Annotated in this window: 9 protein-coding genes and 1 pseudogene; 5 read left to right on the top strand and 5 right to left on the bottom strand. The window is 59.1% G+C overall.

Translation table 11 applies throughout. The annotated features are described in order from the left end of the window. Positions 1-43: 43 nt before the first annotated feature. Positions 44-1,933 carry a putative bifunctional diguanylate cyclase/phosphodiesterase gene (locus ACYZTX_RS24845; RefSeq protein WP_462036254.1) on the bottom strand — a complete coding sequence of 630 codons (1,890 nt, stop codon included), beginning with the start codon at positions 1,931-1,933 and terminating at the stop codon, positions 44-46. Further along, positions 1,930-4,236 carry an EAL domain-containing protein gene (locus ACYZTX_RS24840; protein WP_462036253.1) on the bottom strand — a complete coding sequence of 769 codons (2,307 nt, stop codon included), beginning with the start codon at positions 4,234-4,236 and terminating at the stop codon, positions 1,930-1,932. The genes ACYZTX_RS24845 and ACYZTX_RS24840 overlap by 4 nt, the downstream gene beginning before the upstream one ends. Positions 4,237-4,493: 257 nt before the next feature. On the opposite strand from ACYZTX_RS24840, the gene ACYZTX_RS24835 reads away from it, so the two are divergent. From ACYZTX_RS24835 to ACYZTX_RS24820, 4 genes and pseudogenes are all read left to right on the top strand, one after another. After that, positions 4,494-5,849 (top strand): HD domain-containing phosphohydrolase, encoded by a 1,356-nt coding sequence (locus tag ACYZTX_RS24835; RefSeq protein ID WP_462036252.1) that lies wholly within the window; start codon positions 4,494-4,496, stop codon positions 5,847-5,849. A 79-nt stretch (positions 5,850-5,928) separates the two neighbouring features. Beyond that, a pseudogene (locus ACYZTX_RS24830) lies at positions 5,929-6,000 on the top strand (NUDIX hydrolase); the annotation flags it as partial. A gap of 41 nt (positions 6,001-6,041) precedes the next feature. Further along, complete coding sequence (locus ACYZTX_RS24825; RefSeq protein WP_462036251.1) at positions 6,042-6,680, top strand: LysE family translocator; 639 nt, start codon at positions 6,042-6,044, stop codon at positions 6,678-6,680. Between the two features lie 2 nt (positions 6,681-6,682). Continuing rightward, positions 6,683-7,180 (top strand): GNAT family N-acetyltransferase, encoded by a 498-nt coding sequence (locus tag ACYZTX_RS24820; protein ID WP_462037105.1) that lies wholly within the window; start codon positions 6,683-6,685, stop codon positions 7,178-7,180. A gap of 120 nt (positions 7,181-7,300) precedes the next feature. Here the strand turns inward: ACYZTX_RS24820 and metR are convergent, their stop codons facing one another. Next, entirely contained in the window at positions 7,301-8,218 is a 918-nt protein-coding gene (metR, locus tag ACYZTX_RS24815) for a transcriptional regulator MetR (protein WP_290023492.1), read from the bottom strand. Between the two features lie 108 nt (positions 8,219-8,326). Between metR and metE the strand changes: the two genes are divergently transcribed. Beyond that, complete coding sequence (gene metE / locus ACYZTX_RS24810; protein ID WP_462036250.1) at positions 8,327-10,639, top strand: 5-methyltetrahydropteroyltriglutamate--homocysteine S-methyltransferase; 2,313 nt, start codon at positions 8,327-8,329, stop codon at positions 10,637-10,639. Positions 10,640-10,718: 79 nt separating this feature from the next. Here the strand turns inward: metE and ACYZTX_RS24805 are convergent, their stop codons facing one another. Continuing rightward, a complete protein-coding gene (locus ACYZTX_RS24805) occupies positions 10,719-14,093 on the bottom strand; it encodes a hypothetical protein (RefSeq protein WP_462036249.1) in 3,375 nt (1,124 codons plus the stop codon). A 358-nt stretch (positions 14,094-14,451) separates the two neighbouring features. Then, a complete protein-coding gene (locus ACYZTX_RS24800) occupies positions 14,452-17,490 on the bottom strand; it encodes a hypothetical protein (protein WP_462036248.1) in 3,039 nt (1,012 codons plus the stop codon). Positions 17,491-17,741: the final 251 nt, after the last annotated feature.

The raw sequence follows: 17,741 nt of genomic DNA, 5'->3' as shown, positions 1-17,741 counted from the left end.
TGATGATTCCTTGGCGTAGGGCCTGTGTGTCGTTGCGCATCGTTCACGTGGCTGCGGATGAAGAGGGCTGCACCGACCCCAGATACCGGACGAAGGCGTCCGGTTCCACGGCCTTGCTGAAGTAGTAACCCTGGCCTTCCTCGCATTGATGGGCCTTGAGGAAATCGAGTTGTTCTAGGGTTTCCACCCCTTCGGCAATGATGGTCAGCTTGAGGCTCCGGCCCAGGCTGATGATGGCGCTGACGAGGGCAGCGTCGTTGCTGTCGCTGCTTAAGCCGCGAACGAATGACTGGTCGATTTTCAGCACGTCGATGGGAAAACGCTGCAAGTAACTCAGGCTGGAATAACCGGTACCGAAGTCATCGATGGCCAGGCGCACGCCCATGGCCTTGAGCCGGGTCAGCGCGGTCACTGTGGTTTCGACGTTCTGCATCAACACGCCTTCGGTGATTTCCAGCTCCAGCAAAGCTGGGGCCAGACCTGTTTTTTTGAGTGTCATTTCGATGCCGTCGACAAAGTCCCGCTGACGGAAATCTATGGCCGAGATATTCACCGACATGCAGATTTTCGGCAGCCCCGCGGCCTGCCAGGCGCAGGCTTGTCGGCACGCCTCGGCGAGCACCCATTTGCTCAATGGCACAATCAAACCGCTGTCTTCGGCCACACCGATGAAGTCCGACGGGTAGACCAGACTGTGCCCCGGTTTTTGCCAGCGGATCAGCGCCTCGGCACCGACCACCTGGCCGCTGCCAAGGTCCAGTTTGGGTTGGTAATGCAGGACAAATTCGTTGCGCTCCAGCGCCAGGCGAATGCCGGACTCGATGCCTTGCTGATCCCGGGCGCGCTGGTTCATGTCGTCGATGAAAAACCTGAAATCGTTCGGGCCGCTTTCCTTGACGTTGCGCATCGCGGTTTCGGCTTTCTTGATCAGCGAGATGGCATCGAAGCCATCGTCGGGATAAATGCTGATACCCAGGCTGGCAGTCACGCACAGGTCGTGGCCGGCAATGTGCTGAGGCGCGCGGATGGAATTCAAGAGTTTTTCCGCGATGCCCTTGGTCTGCTGAGGGTGGCGGACATCGGCGAGGATCACCACGAATTCATCAGAGCCGTAGCGAAATACCGAATCGGACTCGCGAATAGTCGCCACCAGATTGCGGCCGACCTGTTTGAGCATCTCGTCACCGGCCGGATGGCCCAGGGCGTTGTTGATGCGCTTGAAGCGATCGAGGCCCAGAAACATCACGGCCAGTTGCTTGTCGTGACGCCGGGACAGGGCCAGGGACTGGTTCAGCCGGTCACCGAGTAACGTGCTGTTGGGCAGCTCGGTCAGCACGTCGTACTGCAACAGGTGCGAGACCTTGAGCAATTCGTGGACCCGCGCCTCGATGGTTTGCTCCAGGCTCAGGACCTTCATCGCTGCGTCCTGCGCCATCTGCCATTTCCAGGTCAGGGCACTGGCCATCTGGCGGATTTCCAGGCTGTCGAAGGGTTTTTTCAGCACCAGCAACTGGTCACCGAACTCCAGCCGTTCGGCCATGTCTTCCCAGGTGTAATCGGAATAGGCCGTGCACAATGCAATTTGCAGGTGAGGGTCGGCCTTCCACAGTTGTTCGATGGTTTCCAGGCCGTCCCAGCCCGGCGGCATACGCATGTCCGTAAACGCCATGGCATAGGGACGACCTTCGGCCAGTGCAAGTTTGACCAGTTCGAGGGCTTCCTGGCCCTGGTAGGCCGAGTCGAGCTGGAACGTCAGCCGATCAATCTGCAGCGTGCCGAACAGGGCTTCTTCAGCGTTGGCGAGGGTCCGTTCACCGTCGGGCTCTTCACCTTCGATCTCAGGGCCGAGTATCTTGCGAAAATCCTCATGAATCGAGGGCGTGTCGTCGATGATCAGGATGCGCCGGTTGGTCCGCAAGAAAGGCGTTTTCATCCTTTGTCCTCCGCGGAGCGTGGCGGGTTGTCCAGAATCTGGCCGATGTCGTGGTTCGGGGGCACGATGCTGCCGGCCTTCAGCAGCTCGGCGGCCTGCTGGCTGCTGACCGCTTTGCTGAAGAAGTAACCCTGAGCGTTCATCGGTGAACCGGTGGCCATCAGCGAGCTGCGCTGCTCCTGGGTTTCGACGCCCTCGGCAATGATGCCGATCCCGACTTCACGGGCAAAGTTGATGATTGCGCGCAGGGTGTTCGCGCTGGCCGGATCGCGGGCGGCGGTGTCGATGAAGGCCTGAGCGAGTTTCAGGTGATTGACCTGGTAGGTCTTGAGGTAGTCGAACGAGGAATACTCGGTGCCGAAGTCGTCGATGGCAATCTTCACCCCCAGCTCACGCAGGCGCGGCAGCACATCGTTGTGGGTCCATTTGGTCTGGGCCAGCGTCGCTTCGGTGACGTCGAAGCGCAGGTCCCAGGGGCAGAGTTCCCAGCGGGCCGTGGTGCGCAGCACGTCATAGATCAGTTCGGGACCACTTTTGAGCTGGGCCAGGGACAGCTTGATCGCAATCACCGGCGGTGCCATGCCTTCGTCGCGCCATTGGCGCATTTGCTGGCAGGCGCGATCCAGCACCCAGTGACCGAGCGCGACGATGGTGCCGGTCTTTTCCGCGGCGGGCAGGAACGCCGGCGCTTCCAGTAAACCGCGCTCAGGGTGGTTCCAGCTGACCTGAGCTTCCATGCCGAGGATTTTGCCGCTGCTCAGGTCCACTTCCGGCCAGTAATGCAGTTCGAGTTCATCGTGCTCGATGGCCGCTCTCAAGTCGCTGGCGATAGTCATGCGTTCGACCACCTCCTGATTGATCTCCTCGGAGTGGAAGTGGTACTGGTTGCGGCCCTTTTCCTTGGAGCGATACAGCGCCATGTCGGCCTGGGTCAGCAGGCCGTCGGCGCTGGTGCTGGCCGGGCTGTAACTGCTGATGCCGATACTGACCGAGACCCGTACATCATTGCCGTCCAGGGAGTAGGGCAATACCAGCGTATCGCGGACCTTGGCGGCCAGGGCCGCGGATTCGGTCGGGTCGCCGACGTCCTGCTGCAAAATCGCGAACTCGTCACCGCCGAGACGGGCGACCACATCGTTTTCGCGCACACAGGCCCTGATCCGACGGGCAACCTCTTGCAGCAACAGATCGCCCACCGGGTGGCCGAGGGTATCGTTGATGCGCTTGAAGTGATCCAGGTCCAGGTAAAACATGGCGAACGGTGCCGCCCCCCGACGAGCCGCGGCGAATGCCTGGTGCAACCGCTCGATCAGGGTCGCACGGTTGGCCAGCCCGGTCAGGCCGTCGGTGCGGGCCAGCAAGGCGATTTTCTCCTCGGCAATTTTGCGTTCAGTGATGTCGATGATGATGCCTTCGACTTCCAGCAAGCGACCTTCATCGTCGCGCACCGGGATGTAGCGGTTTTCGACCCAGCGCCAGTCACCGTTGCCGGTGCGCATCCGAAACTCGATGGAAGCGCCCGCCGCATGACGGTCCAGCACCCGGGCCATGGCGGTGTCGACCTTCGTTTGATCATCGGGATGGATCAATTCCTGGGCCCAGTTGGCCGAGGCCACGAGGTTCGCGGCAACGTGACCGTACTTGGTGATGTTGTGCGAGATGTACATCAGCGGAAACGACGGCTCGCCCCGCAGCCGATACAGAATGGTCGGGCTGTTCTGCACAATGATGTTGGCATCGGACAGCTCCCGGGTGCGCTCCTCGACCGCCTGTTCCAGCAGCGACATTTTCAGCGCCGCGTCTTCGGTCATTTGCCATTTGGCGGTCAATGCACTGGCCATCTGGCGGATTTCGATGGCATCGAAGGGTTTTTTCAGAATCAGCAGGCGATCGCCCAGTTCCAGGCGTTCGTCGATGTCTTCCCAGGAATAGTCGGAATAGGCAGTGCAAAGCGCCACTTGCAGCTTGGGATCGGCCTGCCACAGCCGTTCGATGGTTTCCAGACCATCCCAGCCCGGCGGCATGCGCATGTCGATGAAGGCCAATGCGTAGGGCATGTCGTTGGCCAGCGCAGTCTCGACCTTGTCCAGGGCTTCGAGGCCCTGAAACGCCGAGTCGAGTACGAAGCTTTGCAACGATAGCGCCGCAGGGGTGCCGAACAGGGCGTTTTCGGCGCTGATCAGGCTGTCGTCCTCAATCGCGGGCGGACTGAGGATCTTGGTGAAGTCCGCGTGAATCGAGGCGGTGTCGTCGACGATAAGAATTCGTCGGTTGGTCCGTGTCAGCAGCGTATTTATCGACATACGCCGGCCCCGGCAGCAGTGTGGTGCGGATTATTCATAGGGGGCATCCTTTCCCTGATCACCTGGCCGTACGTACAGATTATGGATCCGAGTCACCTGAGCATAGTCCTCTGTCCAGCACTTCGCGCAACTGAATCAGCTGAATCATTTCCGCTGGAGGACTCAAAATCATCTAGCCTGTAGGTCAGGCTCCGGCAATAGGGGATGTGTGCCTCGGGGCTGCCACACGATGTGCCCGTTTCACTTGAGGTGACGCCATGGAAGAGCAACTCCCCACGACTTTGACCGAAAAACCCAAGGTGCTGCTGGTCGATGATGAGGAGTCAATCCTCAACAGCCTGCGTCGCCTGTTACGCGGCCAGCCCTACGAGGTGCTGCTGGCCACCAGCGGTGCCCAGGCGCTGGAGATCATGGCGCAACACGCCATTGACCTGGTGATGACCGACGCACGCATGCCCAACATGGACGGCGCCACGCTGCTGGCTCATATCCATCAGCTATACCCGAGGACCACGCGGATTCTGCTCACCGGCTACGCGGACATGCCCACGATCATCAAAGCCATCAACGAAGGGCAGATTCACCGCTACATCAGCAAACCCTGGAATGACGAGGAAATGCTCCTGACCTTGCGCCAGTCCCTGGCTCATCAACATTCCGAGCGCGAACGCCAGCGCCTGGAGCAGTTGAACCGGCAGCAGAACGCCCAGTTGAAGTCGCTCAACATCACCCTGGAAAAACACGTCGCCGCCCGTACCGCCGAACTCCAGCAGACTGCCGACATGCTCGACCTGGCCTACGAAGAGCTCAAGCGCAGCTATGTCACCGGCACCGAGGTGTTCTCGCTGCTGGCCAACTTGCGCCTGCCCCCGGCCAAACAGACCAACCGCCAGATCATCGAACTGGTGCGTGTGTATTGCAGACTCCACGAACTGGACGAGGGCACGAGCCGCGACCTGGCCATGGCCGCGGCGCTCTACAACATCGGCAAGCTGAGCTGGACCGACAGCATGATCACCGCGCCCGCGGACCTGCTGCACCACAATGATCGTGAGCGCTATCGCGGTTATCCCAAGCAGAGTGAATCGCTGTTGATGACCCTCGACCCGATGAAGGACGCCGCCCGTCTGATTCTTCATCATCAGGAGCGCTGGGATGGCAGCGGTTTCCCCGACCGGCTCAAGGGCGAGGCGATTCCGTTCGGTTCGCGTCTGCTGAAACTGGCAGTGGATTTCATCGAGTTGCAGCGCGGGCTGATCCTCGAGCGGCAGATGAACAGCGATGAGGCGCTGGTCTACATCCGCAGCTATGCCGGGCGGCTCTACGATCCCGAACTGGTGGAAGATTTCATCCAGGTCTGTGCCGCGTACCTGAGCGATGTCTCGTTGGCCGATCCGACGGTCAGGGTGCTGACCACACGGGAAGTGGCGGCGGGCATGATCCTGGCGCGCAACCTCAATGCCGACAACGGCATGCTGCTGCTCAATGCCGGTAAGGTGTTGAATGGGCCGCTGGTAGAGAAGCTGATCGCCTTCGAAGCCATGGAAGGCGCGAAATACAGCATTTTTGTCAAATTGCCTGACGAGGAGGGCGCGATTCTCGAGGCGGGCTAGGTTCCGGGCGCTGCACTAATCCAATGTGGGAGCGAGCCTGCTCGCGAAGCGGTGTGTCAGTCACATCAATGCTGGAAGCAATGTCACGCTGGCGCCATTGACACGGGACCTGATCCTGCCGTTTTATCGAACCTCGTTAACGATCGCCTGATCATTTTCCGAACGCTGATTTCATAAGAGCAAGGACTGCCCATGATCCCGCTTCAAGACTTACTGATCTTCGCCGCTGCCGCGTTACTGATGGTGCTGACACCGGGGCCGAACATGATCTACCTGATTTCCCGTTCGATCTGCCAGGGGCGCAAGGCCGGGGTGACTTCGTTGCTCGGTGTGGTCGCGGGGTTTTTCGTGCACCTGTTCGCGGCCGCTGCCGGTTTGACTGCGGTGTTTCTGGCGGTGCCGATGGCCTACGAAGTGCTGAAGTGGGCCGGCGCACTGTACCTGGTGTGGCTGGCCTGGCAGGCCGTCAAACCGGGTGCGCGTTCACCCTTCGAGGCGCAGCAATTGCCGCCGGATTCGTCGCGCAAACTGATCACCATGGGCTTTCTGACCAGCGCCTTGAACCCGAAGATCGCCGTGTTTTATTTGTCGGTGTTTCCGCAGTTCATCACCCCTGAGCACGGTGCGGTGTTCACCCAGAGCATCATTTTGGGCTTGACCCAGATCAGCGTCAGTTTCAGCGTCAATCTGCTGATCGCGCTGTTCGCCGCGGGTATCGCCTCCTGGTTCGTCAACAACCCGACCTGGCTGGCGGTGCAGCGTTATCTGATGGGGTTCGTGCTGTCGGCGCTGGCAGTGCGACTGATGCTTGAACAACGACGGACGGCTTGAACATGTGGATTGAGCGGCTTGATGCCAGTCATGCCCTGGATTATCGGGCGCTGATGCTCGAAGCCTACGACCTGCATCCCCAGGCGTTTACTTCGAGCGTGCGCGAACGCGCCGTGATGCCGCTGAGTTGGTGGGAATCACGCCTGACCAGCAAGCTGGACGTGGTGTTCGGCGCGTTCGAAGACGGCGAGTTGGCGGGCATCGTCGGCCTGGCCTTCGAACCTCGTGAAAAGGCTCGGCACAAGGCGACATTGTTTGGCATGTATGTGTCGGGCAAGGTCCGGCAACGCGGGTTCGGTTATTACCTGGTGCAGGCCGCCCTGGCTGAAGCGCAGGACCATCAAGGTCTGAGGCTGATCCAGCTGACCGTCACCGCCGGCAATGAAGCGGCGTTCAACCTGTACCAGCGTTGCGGCTTCATCCAGTTTGGCCTCGAACCTTTGGCGGTGCGGGTGGGCGAGGACTACTTCGACAAGATCCATATGTGGCGGGAGCTCTGAAATCACCACAATCCCTGTGGGAGCGGGCTTGCCCGCGATAGCGGTATGTCTGTTACATCTATGCTGGATCTACCGCCGCCATCGCGGGCAAGCCCGCTCCCACAGGGGGGATATGTGTTGTCAGCGAACTGCGCTGACGCCATCCAGTGTCGAGAACGACGTATCTTTAGCCGTCAGCAAAAAATCGCGCATATACGGCGCATCCAGCATGTCGGCACGTATCCCGGCATACAGCGTCGCAAACAAACCCTTCTCGCCCAGCCGCTTGGCCTTCACATAACCCCGTGAGCTGTATTCATGCAGCGCCCAATGGGGCATGCCGCACACGCCGCGACCGCTGGCCACCAATTGCATCATCATCACTGTCAGTTCCGACGTGCGGACCTGAGCCGGTTCGACATCAGCCGGTTCGAGGAAGCGGGTGAAGATGTCCAGCCGATCACGTTCCACTGGGTAGGTGATCAGCGTTTCGGTGAGCAAATCTTCCGGAACGATGTAGGCCTTGCTCGCCAAACGGTGCTGGTTGGCCACCGCGAGCATCGCTTCGTAGGTGAACAACGGCACGTAAGTGATCCCGGCCAGTTCCAGTGGATCGGAGGTCACCACCAAATCCAGATCGCCACGGGCCAGCGCAGGCAACGGGGCGAAGGAGAACCCGGAGGCCAGGTCCAGTTCGACTTCCGGCCAGGCATCGCGGAACTGGTCGATGGTCGGCATCAGCCACTGGAAGCAGCTGTGGCACTCGATTGCCATGTGCAAACGCCCAGCGGTGCCACCGGCCAGCCGCGCGATATCGCGCTCGGCACCCCGCAGCAACGGCAGAGTGGCGTCAGCCAGTTGCAGCAGGCGCAAACCGGCGCTGGTGAAGCGCACCGGTTTGGTCTTGCGCACGAACAGCGGCATCCCCAGCCGCTCCTCAAGCTCCTTGAATTGATGGGACAGGGCCGACTGCGTCAGGTGCAGGCGGTCGGCCGCATCCACCAGGCTATCGGCTTCGCGCAAGGCGTGCAGGGTCTTCAGGTGACGGATTTCAAGCACCGGGGGGCTCCATGAGGAAAACTTGTGATCAACACGAAAAAGTTGAGTTTGTCTCATGTTGGGTTGGCTGTCGACAATAGGGCCATCTTTTACAGGGAGAAATTCACCATGGCTCTGGCCCACACACTTGGTTTTCCGCGCATCGGCGCTGACCGCGAACTGAAAAAAGCCCTTGAATCCTACTGGACGGGCGATCTGGATCAGGACGCGCTGAAAAGCGTCGGCCGCCAACTGCGCGCCACCCACTGGCAATTGCAGAAAGACGCCGGCATCGACCTGCTGCCTGTGGGCGACTTCGCCTGGTACGACCAGGTTCTGACCCATTCCTTGACCTTCGGTGTGATCCCCGAGCGTTTCGACAGCGCCAAAGATGAACGCGGTCTGCCGACCCTCGACACCCTGTTCGCCATGGCCCGTGGCGCCACGGCTGCCTGCTGCGGCGGCGAACACGCCCAAGCGCAATACGCCCAGGAACTGACCAAGTGGTTCGACACCAACTACCACTACCTGGTCCCGGAGTTCACTGCTGACCAGCAGTTCAAACTGAGCTGGGAACAGCTGTTCGACGAAGTCGACGAAGCCAAGGCCCTAGGGTACAACGTCAAACCGGTGATCATCGGCCCGCTGACTTACCTGTGGCTGGGCAAGGCGAAGGGGGACGACTTCGACAAGCTCGACCTGCTGGAGCGTCTGCTGCCGATCTATGGCGAAATCCTCGGTCGCCTCGCCGCCCAAGGCGTGGAGTGGGTGCAGATCGATGAACCGATTCTGACCCTCGATCTGCCACAGGCTTGGAAAAACGCCTTCGAACGCGCTTACCACATCCTTCAATACTCGCCGCTGAAGAAACTCGTGGCGACCTACTTCAGTGGCCTGGAAGACAACCTCGGCCTGGCGGTCAGTCTGCCGGTGCACGGCTTGCATATCGATGCGGTGCGGGCGCCGGATCAACTCGGCCAAGTGCTGGATCGTCTGCCGACCTACAAGATTCTCTCGGTGGGGCTGGTCAACGGCCGCAACGTCTGGCGCTGCGAGCTGGAGCAAGTCCTCGCTCAACTGCAACCAGCCCAGGAACGTTTTGGTGACAACCTGTGGGTCAGCAGTTCCTGCTCGCTGCTGCACAGCCCGGTGGACCTGGATCGCGAAGACAAACTCGACCCGGAGCTGAAAAGCTGGCTGGCGTTTGCCGTGCAGAAGTGCGGTGAAATCGCCGTGCTGCGCGATGCCTTGAACGATCCGCAATCGCCCAAGGTGCAAACCGCCCTGGCCGAAAGCCGTGCGATCCAGGCCAGCCGCGCCCAATCGCCGCGCATTCACAAAGCCGAAGTCCAAGCGCGCATTAAAGCCATCAGCGCCAAAGACAGCCAACGTCACTCGCCGTTTGCAAAGCGCATCGAGCAACAACGTGCGCGCTTGAAACTGCCAGCCTTCCCAACCACCACCATCGGCTCGTTCCCGCAGACCGGCTCGATACGCCTGGCGCGGCAAGCGTTCAAGCAAGGCAAGCTGTCGGCCAACGACTACACCGACGCCATGCACAGCGAAATCCGCCATGCCGTGCAAGTCCAGGAACGCCTGGGTCTGGACGTGTTGGTGCACGGTGAAGCCGAGCGCAACGACATGGTCGAGTACTTCGCCGAGCAACTGGACGGCTACCTGTTCACCCGTTTCGGCTGGGTGCAGAGCTACGGTTCGCGCTGCGTCAAACCGGCGATCATCTATGGTGACTTGAGCCGCCCGAACGCCATGACGGTCGACTGGATCACGTATGCACAGAGCCTGACCGACAAGGTCATGAAGGGCATGCTCACCGGTCCCGTGACCATGCTGATGTGGTCGTTCCCCCGCGAAGACGTTTCGCGCAAAGTCCAGGCGCAGCAACTGGCGCTGGCCCTGCGTGACGAAGTGGTGGACCTGGAAGCTGCCGGCATCAAGATCGTGCAGATCGACGAAGCCGCCTTCCGCGAAGGCTTGCCGCTGCGCCGTGCGCAATGGCAGGAATACCTCGACTGGGCGGTGGAAGCCTTCCGCTTGAGCGCATCCGGCGTGCGCGACGAAACCCAGATCCATACCCACATGTGCTACAGCGAATTCAACGACGTGATCCAGTCCATCGCGGCGATGGACGCCGACGTGATCACCCTCGAAACCTCGCGGTCGGACATGGAATTGCTGGAGGCTTTCGACGCGTTCAACTACCCGAATGATATTGGTCCGGGCGTCTATGACATCCACTCGCCACGGGTGCCGGACACAGCCGAAATGGTCAAGTTGATGAGCAAAGCCGTTAAGCGTATTCCGGCGGAGCGGTTGTGGGTCAATCCCGATTGCGGGTTGAAGACTCGGGCTTGGCCGGAGACTGAGGCGGCGTTGGTGAACATGGTGGCGGCGGCGCGGCAGTTGCGCAGTCAACTGGCTTGAATGGCTGACTGACAAAAAAACCGCCTCTGCAATCAGAGGCGGTTTTTTAGTGCGGCAGAGATTCTTCAGGCCGGTTGGTTCATGCCTGTGTGCCGTTGCTGATCTGTTTGACTTGCAGGTGGTCGAGGTAGAAATCGTTACCGATGTGTCGATGTTCAAGGTTGAAGATTCTGAAGATCGTCATGCCACTCGTAACGGCAACAAAGCTGCCCTCTATCAACTTCCACGTTCTTTTAGGCACTGCAATAGGACCTGTATCCAGGTTGGCGTCCACTCGCAACAGCAGCTTCGGATCGACGTCGTAACTGTTGATCGCAAAGTTGTATGCATAACAGGAAAAGTGATACCTCGCGCCTCTGATCAAGGGATGGTGTTTGAGCAGCAGCTCACCTGCGTGATTGCCTTGGTGCGGGGTATCGACCACATACATATTCCTGAATACCCGCCCCGAGAGTGCGCCTGCCCCACCTATGGCCCACCCGTTGGTATTACCCTCGAAACCTGTGAAGTGAACGTAATCCTGAATCACTGTCACCACCCATGGGGCGGAAACCTGTTCCGGGTTGCTGCCTACGACTGTGGCGGTCAGCGTATGTTTGCCCAGACCCAGATTCACCTTCTCGTTCCATATACCGTTGGTGTCGACAGTGAGGGTGACCAGAGTAACGCTGTTCTTTTTCAGGATGATTTTGCTGCCCGGTGTACCTGTGCCAATTAACCGCGGCCTTGTATCGTCGGTGCTGCCGCCGTTAACGACCTGACCGAGAATAGGCGGCGCTTCATCGATCAGTTGGATAATTACCGGTCTGGCCGGCATTGCTGTTTTTATCGTCAGTTCCCGCATTGGGAAGAATGTATCGGCGCCACCCTTGTCGCTGAAGTTGGCGATGGACATTCCATAAACCTGCGTGCCGTCCTTGAACAGTTTGAGTTTTTCCCGGTCGATGACTCCACTCAACCCTGCGCTGGCATGGTTGGCGGTGATCACTCCGTCGAACAGCATAATGACGTATTCGCTACCGTCGGACTTCTGGCCACTCAATGCCACCCGCATTCGCGTGCCGATGGCAATGAAGAGCCAGGGAATCAGTTTCCAGTGAGCATCGCCGGTGAAATTGTTGAGATTAAGAACTTTGTGATCCGGCGCCTGCGTAATCGTCATGCGTGGGTAGTTGATGTCTTCATTGGGAATGTTGCTGACTTCATACTTTGTGGGTGCGGAACTTTGGTCATGTATGCCTTCTTGAGTCACGACATACCAAAAGGACATAAATGTGCCCATGTTGGCGGGTACGGCGGTTAGCGGCAGTGTGAAGATTAGCGACCCGCTGGCGCTGCCCTGGAGTGTCGCAAGGGCTGGGCTGCCAAAGCCATCGCGACCTTTGACGAAGAGGGTGACACGATGGGGGGAATCCATCCCGGTGTAGGCGACTTTAACCGTGGCATTTTTCTTTGTGTTCATCGGATTGATGGTCTTGTCAGGCGAAGCCTGCACCAGTTCGGGCGGCGGCAGTACCAGCGCCCGGGCACCGATTCGCAGTACCAGTTCGGGCGCTGTCAGAGGCAGTTCCCGGGGGCGTTCGATGTACCAGTCCACATTGATCACTCGATTGAGCAGTGGCTTGATGAGTTCCAGCGGCAGCCGAAACTCCAGGTCTTTGCCGGTGTTGTCTGCGGTGACGGCGAGCGCGTCCACTAGAACGAGGGTGTCTTGCGGGTCCAGATTACTGGCCAGTTTCCGGACCTCCAGATGCACCGTATCGCCGATCTTTGTGTGGGCCGCGGCCGGGCAGATGGCTGGGGTGCCGAAGGGAATGTCCTTCGGATCGAGGACGCCGTTTTCATCCTTGCCGACGTCGACGACGCCCAGGATGTTCGTCACCTGAGCAACGCGCAACCGACGGACGTCGGACTCCAGAAGTGTGGCATACCCGCTGCCGGTGACAGTGTAGGACAGCTCGACCGATCCGTTCTGGTAGGTATCAAGGTGTGTGGTTTCCCAATCGAATGGCACAACGATTCCTACCCCCGAAATCACCATGGCTTGGGTAACAAACCGCTCGTAGGTCTGCAGGCGGGTGGTGCCGCCGGCGCTTGTGCTCAGGCAGCTCAGTGTCACCTTGTCGCCGATCGCCAGGCCGTCGATACCAGGTCCGGCATAGACAACGGTTTCTGCCAGGCCTGGCGATAAGACCGCCCCGTGGGCTTGCGGGACAGTAGGTGCTGGAGCGCGGTATTTTTCGCCGATCAGCTCCAGAGAATAGGAGTAGGACGGGGTGCGTTTTTCTAAGCCCGCCTCTACTCTTATGCGCTCGTAGTAGAGCTCTATTGTCGCCGGGGCCAGATTCTTCACTGTGACGTAAGGCACCTCGAACGTGACGATGCCTCTTGTGTAATCAATCGGACCATAGGACTGAGTGAGTCCGGTCTCGGGGTTGTAGAGAAAGCATTCCACTTTGTCTCCAGCGATGGCGTCGGCACGATCCACGAAGATCTCAACTTTCATGCCCTCGCCATTGAGGACGTCGATTTTGAGAACATTGTTGTTTGAGCCAGGCACTGAAGGCGCTTCAAGATAGGTGGTATCTGGAACCAGTTTTCCTTTACCTGTTTTGGACGTGAGACTGCTGTTGTGTACTTGGTCGCGGATCTTGTAACTCACCAACAACGGGTCAGCAGGACCGATCAGTTTAAGGACGGCAGACGACACAAATATCACTATTTCTTTCTTACCGACATCCTCCATCTTGAGGGTGTATTTGACTGTTTGATTGCCGAACATGAGGGTAACAACGTCACCGACGGTCATGATTGGCCAGGCAAGAATATAGACGTCAACACCAGCCTCTACCGTCGCCTCATCAATAATGGCCGGGAATCGAGGAGCCTCCAGGGGTACCCGATCGCTCGTGTTGCCGGTTCGATCAAGGCTGTCCGGAAAGGTCGGTTTGAACCACACGGTTATCTCGTCTGAACGTTCCGGGGCCTGCCCGCTGGTACGCTCGATGGTGTACCACATCCGATGGATACCCGGTCCTTCGACAGAGGGTTGAGGAATGAAACTGAGGACGTCTTCGTTGTTGTGATTTTGCGGGACGATTGTAGTCTTGATCAGTGTGCCCGTATCCGCCGGATCGGGAAGCTGACCGGGTTCCCGCCGCTTGCCCATATACAATCTGATTGTGTCAGACGCCGCCATCGAGAGGTAAGAGGGGAACAGTACCCGCCATCCCGGTCCCGGGACTGCCGTCTTGTCTGCGTTGACGCCATGGGAGGCGGCGGGATAGTCGACCTTATGCCAGCCGGGAATCAGAATGGGGTATAACTTTAAAACTCCATTTTCCGTGAACAAACCAGGTGTTCTGACCTCGCTGAACAAATCGACCCATTGCTGCGGACTTTCAGATCTCAACGCGTTCAGTTGTTCCGGCGTATAAATGAAAAAAGCGGTCATGACGTTCTCCAATTCACGAGGTTACGCGCGAACCGGTGCAGTGATGGCGCGTTAGAGACTGATTGCACACTCAATATCGCAGGCTGGCTACTGTCATAAATAACAGGTAGGGCCGGCTTTCTGACCAGCGGTTATACGAGTCTCCTGGTTCGGGACGCATGGTGGCGGCGGCGCGGCAGTTGCGCAGTCAACTGGCCTGATTTCGAACCGAGGCAAAAACAGCGGAACACATTGCGTGCTCCGCTGTTTTTCGTTCAGAGCCGGGAAAAGTGTTTGATCCCGAGCGGTTTGTGCGGTTATCCAGAAAAAACGCCCCTCAACGGAAGGGCGTGACGCGTGGCTTCGCAGGCGTGGCTGGCTACTTTTTACGCTGCGGCATGTCGATCGTTGGCAACGGACCTTCATAGGGTGGCAAGTCGTGGAATTCTTCCGGTGCGGTCAAGATACCCCCTCCGCCTCCAGAGGTGCGTATGACCGAAATCTGAGAAATCACGTAGTCGTTGCCGTTGCTGCCGTCCTGAAAATTGTTTACATACAGTCGGCGACGTTGTCGGGTGGTGACGGTCAAGTTAAGTATGAGGTCGTAGAACCGGCCATCTTTAGGTAGCGCTCGGTCAACCCTCAGATACTGACCGTCTTCGGTGAGGCTGAGGATTGGATTGAGTAGATTCGGGTTAGGGCCTCCTTCAGCAATGTGCGTGGCGTTCACCCGGAACTGATAAGTGCCGGGCAGAAAGGTCAGATCCCGGTAGAAGATTGTCCCGGCAAAGCCTGTCGGCGCACCGAAGTCGGTGAAGTTGCAGAACATCGGCCGACCCTGCCAACCCCGGATTGAACCGCATCGCGCCGCGTTGTGCAGCAGCCAGCCATCGTAGGAATTGTTCTGGAAGAGGGTGTTGATGTCCGTCCATTCCGAGCGGACGTTCAGCACCCAGGCGTTGGAATCCGGCCTGTTTGCGGGAACCGGACGGGCAAGGAAGCGATGGGCGAACACGGCGAGAGGGTTGATGGTGTACGTCCAGTTACCCTTAGAGTCGACAGGAACGTTTTGCCGTACGGTGCCGTTGAGCAGAATCTGCACTTGCTCGCCGGGCGTTGCCGTGCCGCGTAGCGTTGCCGTGGTGCTGAACGTGGCGCCGCCATTGCCAATGGCGACGTTGTTGCCGTCGATCAACGAATTGATAGCGACGGGGTGTATCAGCAGCACGGTGATTGCCCACAATGCCGATTCCTGAGTCGAGCCAGGGGTTCGAACGGTGAACCGATGGCTGCCTGTGGTCATCGGCAAGGGTTGGGAGGTCCAGATGCCCTGAGCGCCTGCGGGGACGGTAGCAATCACGTTGTCGTTATCCAAAATCTCGACCGGGCTATTAGCCCCCCGGGGGCCGGACAGTGTGACTGTGGTGCTGTAGGTGCTGCCATTGCTGGGGATGACAGCGTTGCTGGCATCCCTGACGACACTGATGCCCGGCACCGGGATCGGCGCGCGGATGGTCAGGATCCGGCGCTCGGAGATGCGCTGGACTTGGGTGGCCGCATTGGTCGTGGTGTAGACCAATTGCACGCTCTGGCCGCGATTGCTGGCAATGGTCTGGGCGGGGATCGGGAGCTTCACGGGCTGGCCCACCATCGCGGGCTCCAGGTCCAGTACCCGGCGATAGGATTGCGCCGGGGTGGTACCAACACAGTCGAACACGATGCGATCCAGGGTCTGCATGTCGATGTAGACCGCTATCACCGCATCGGTACCGTTGGGGAAATTTTCCGGAATCAATACATCGCCGGGGGCATTGGGTACTGTGGGCGCTGGCAACTGGGTGGCGGCGACGCCGACGAACAACTCCAGAATCTCGGAGGTGTCCAGCAGACGGCCATTGCGAAAGACTTCGTAACGAACCCTCAGCCGCCCATTGATCAGCGGCTCGATGTTTTGGCGCGCAACAGTAAAAAAGATGTCCTGTTTGGCCAACTCGGCGTCGAGCTGGCGCTGAGTGATATAGGGTAAAGGTGTCGAACCATCGGCCGCCGTGCCTTCCCAGTAAATCCGTACGACATCGTTGGCGATAGCGCCCACCAGCTTCAGCACCCTGACCTGGGCACCCGGTGTGTCGGCGGGCAGCGCGCCGCCGGCCGATTCCGGCACTTCAGGGGCCGGCAGCTGGATCGGTAGCCCATCGATCCTGATGCCCGCGCTTCTGGATCTGCGCACTTCACCGTTGCGGGTCAAGGTGTACGAAAGCACGGCTTGGCCATGTACGCATCGTCTGAGCCAGTAGTGAGGGAGATCAAAGTTCAGAGTGCGACCGTTGCGGATGACGGGCACCACAAAGTTCTCGGCGTAGATCTCGCCATTGGCTGCCACGCCGGCGTAATGCAGAACCACCTGATCCGAGGTCACGAAGCTGATCGGCGGAGAGGAAATGACGACCAGTGCATCGCGGCCGGCGAGCGCTTGAAGATCGACGATGCCGTTTTCATCTGCATCATTAACGTTGGGCGCATCCAACAGGTCGAGCCGGGTGTTGACGACCAGCATCAGCCTTTGCGAATTGTCGGCCGAGCGGTTGTCCACCACATCCCGCAGGCTGTAATACACCGACAGGCGCTTCGAATCGCCGGCGGCTTCGATGGTTGACCGGGTGACCAGGAATCGGATCGGCTGACCCACGTCGGCTTCCGTCACGAGCAGCCTCATCACTTGATCGCCCCAATGCAACGTGATTTCGGAGTTCTTGCGCATGAACAGGTGGGGCGGGCAGCTGACCTCCACGCCTCGGTTGAGCTGATCCTGGGTGACACCGTTTTTCAGGATGTCGGCGCTGACCGTGGGAGGGGCAAGATTCTGATGGTCGGGGCGTTCGGGATCCGGGTCGGGACCGCCGGGAAGATCCTTGAGAATCAGCACTGGCAGGCGTGGAGACTGTGCTTCGTCCTCTTCACCCCCCGGGCCGGCGCTCAGTCGCAGCACGCCGACGTACAACTCGTTGATGCCGTTACGCAGCAAATGGCCCGGTAGCCGCGCGTGAATTCGCTGATTGAGTTGCGTGGCACTCACGTCGTCCGTGCGCAGAGCAATGGAGGTGAGGTCGTTGATGTGGCGTGCTCTTACGGTCCATTTATCCCCCGGCGCCTGATTGACCCAAGGATCGATATAGGTTGAAACGCCTCTGGACTCGTTTGGGTCGTTGGGATTGTCACGGTCTTCAGTCATGGCCAGGTTGATGCCACCGAGCACGTTTTCATCTGCCGGTAATCCCGTCACCAGGTTGGGAATCAGCAGTGGGCTGATGGCATTAATGCGTATATCGCCCGCCTGCGGAACAGGGGGCAGCACGTCGACCTGGCGGGTATCGATGTTCGAGTCTGGGCTGTTCGGCGGGACCGCGTAGATACTCATTGGGATGACCTGTTGGCAGAGGATGGATGAGCGTGCGTGGAAGAGCTCGCAGGTACAGATTGAATGCCATGGCGGGTGATCCGGCTACTGTCAGAAATAACAGGTCAGGCTGGTTTTCTGACCAGTGGTAAGCCACCGCTCATCTCCAATGAACACTCGGCACTCTTCATCAACCTGTCACGTAACTGTGGCAGCGCGCTTAAACAAACTTCATCAGACTCGCGCTCTACTGGGGGGGGCGGGCGTGGCCG

The organism is Pseudomonas sp. MDT1-17 (assembly GCF_054898105.1).
The sequence above is the reverse complement of the archived record's forward strand: the minus strand, read 5'-3'. Positions and strand labels throughout refer to the sequence as shown.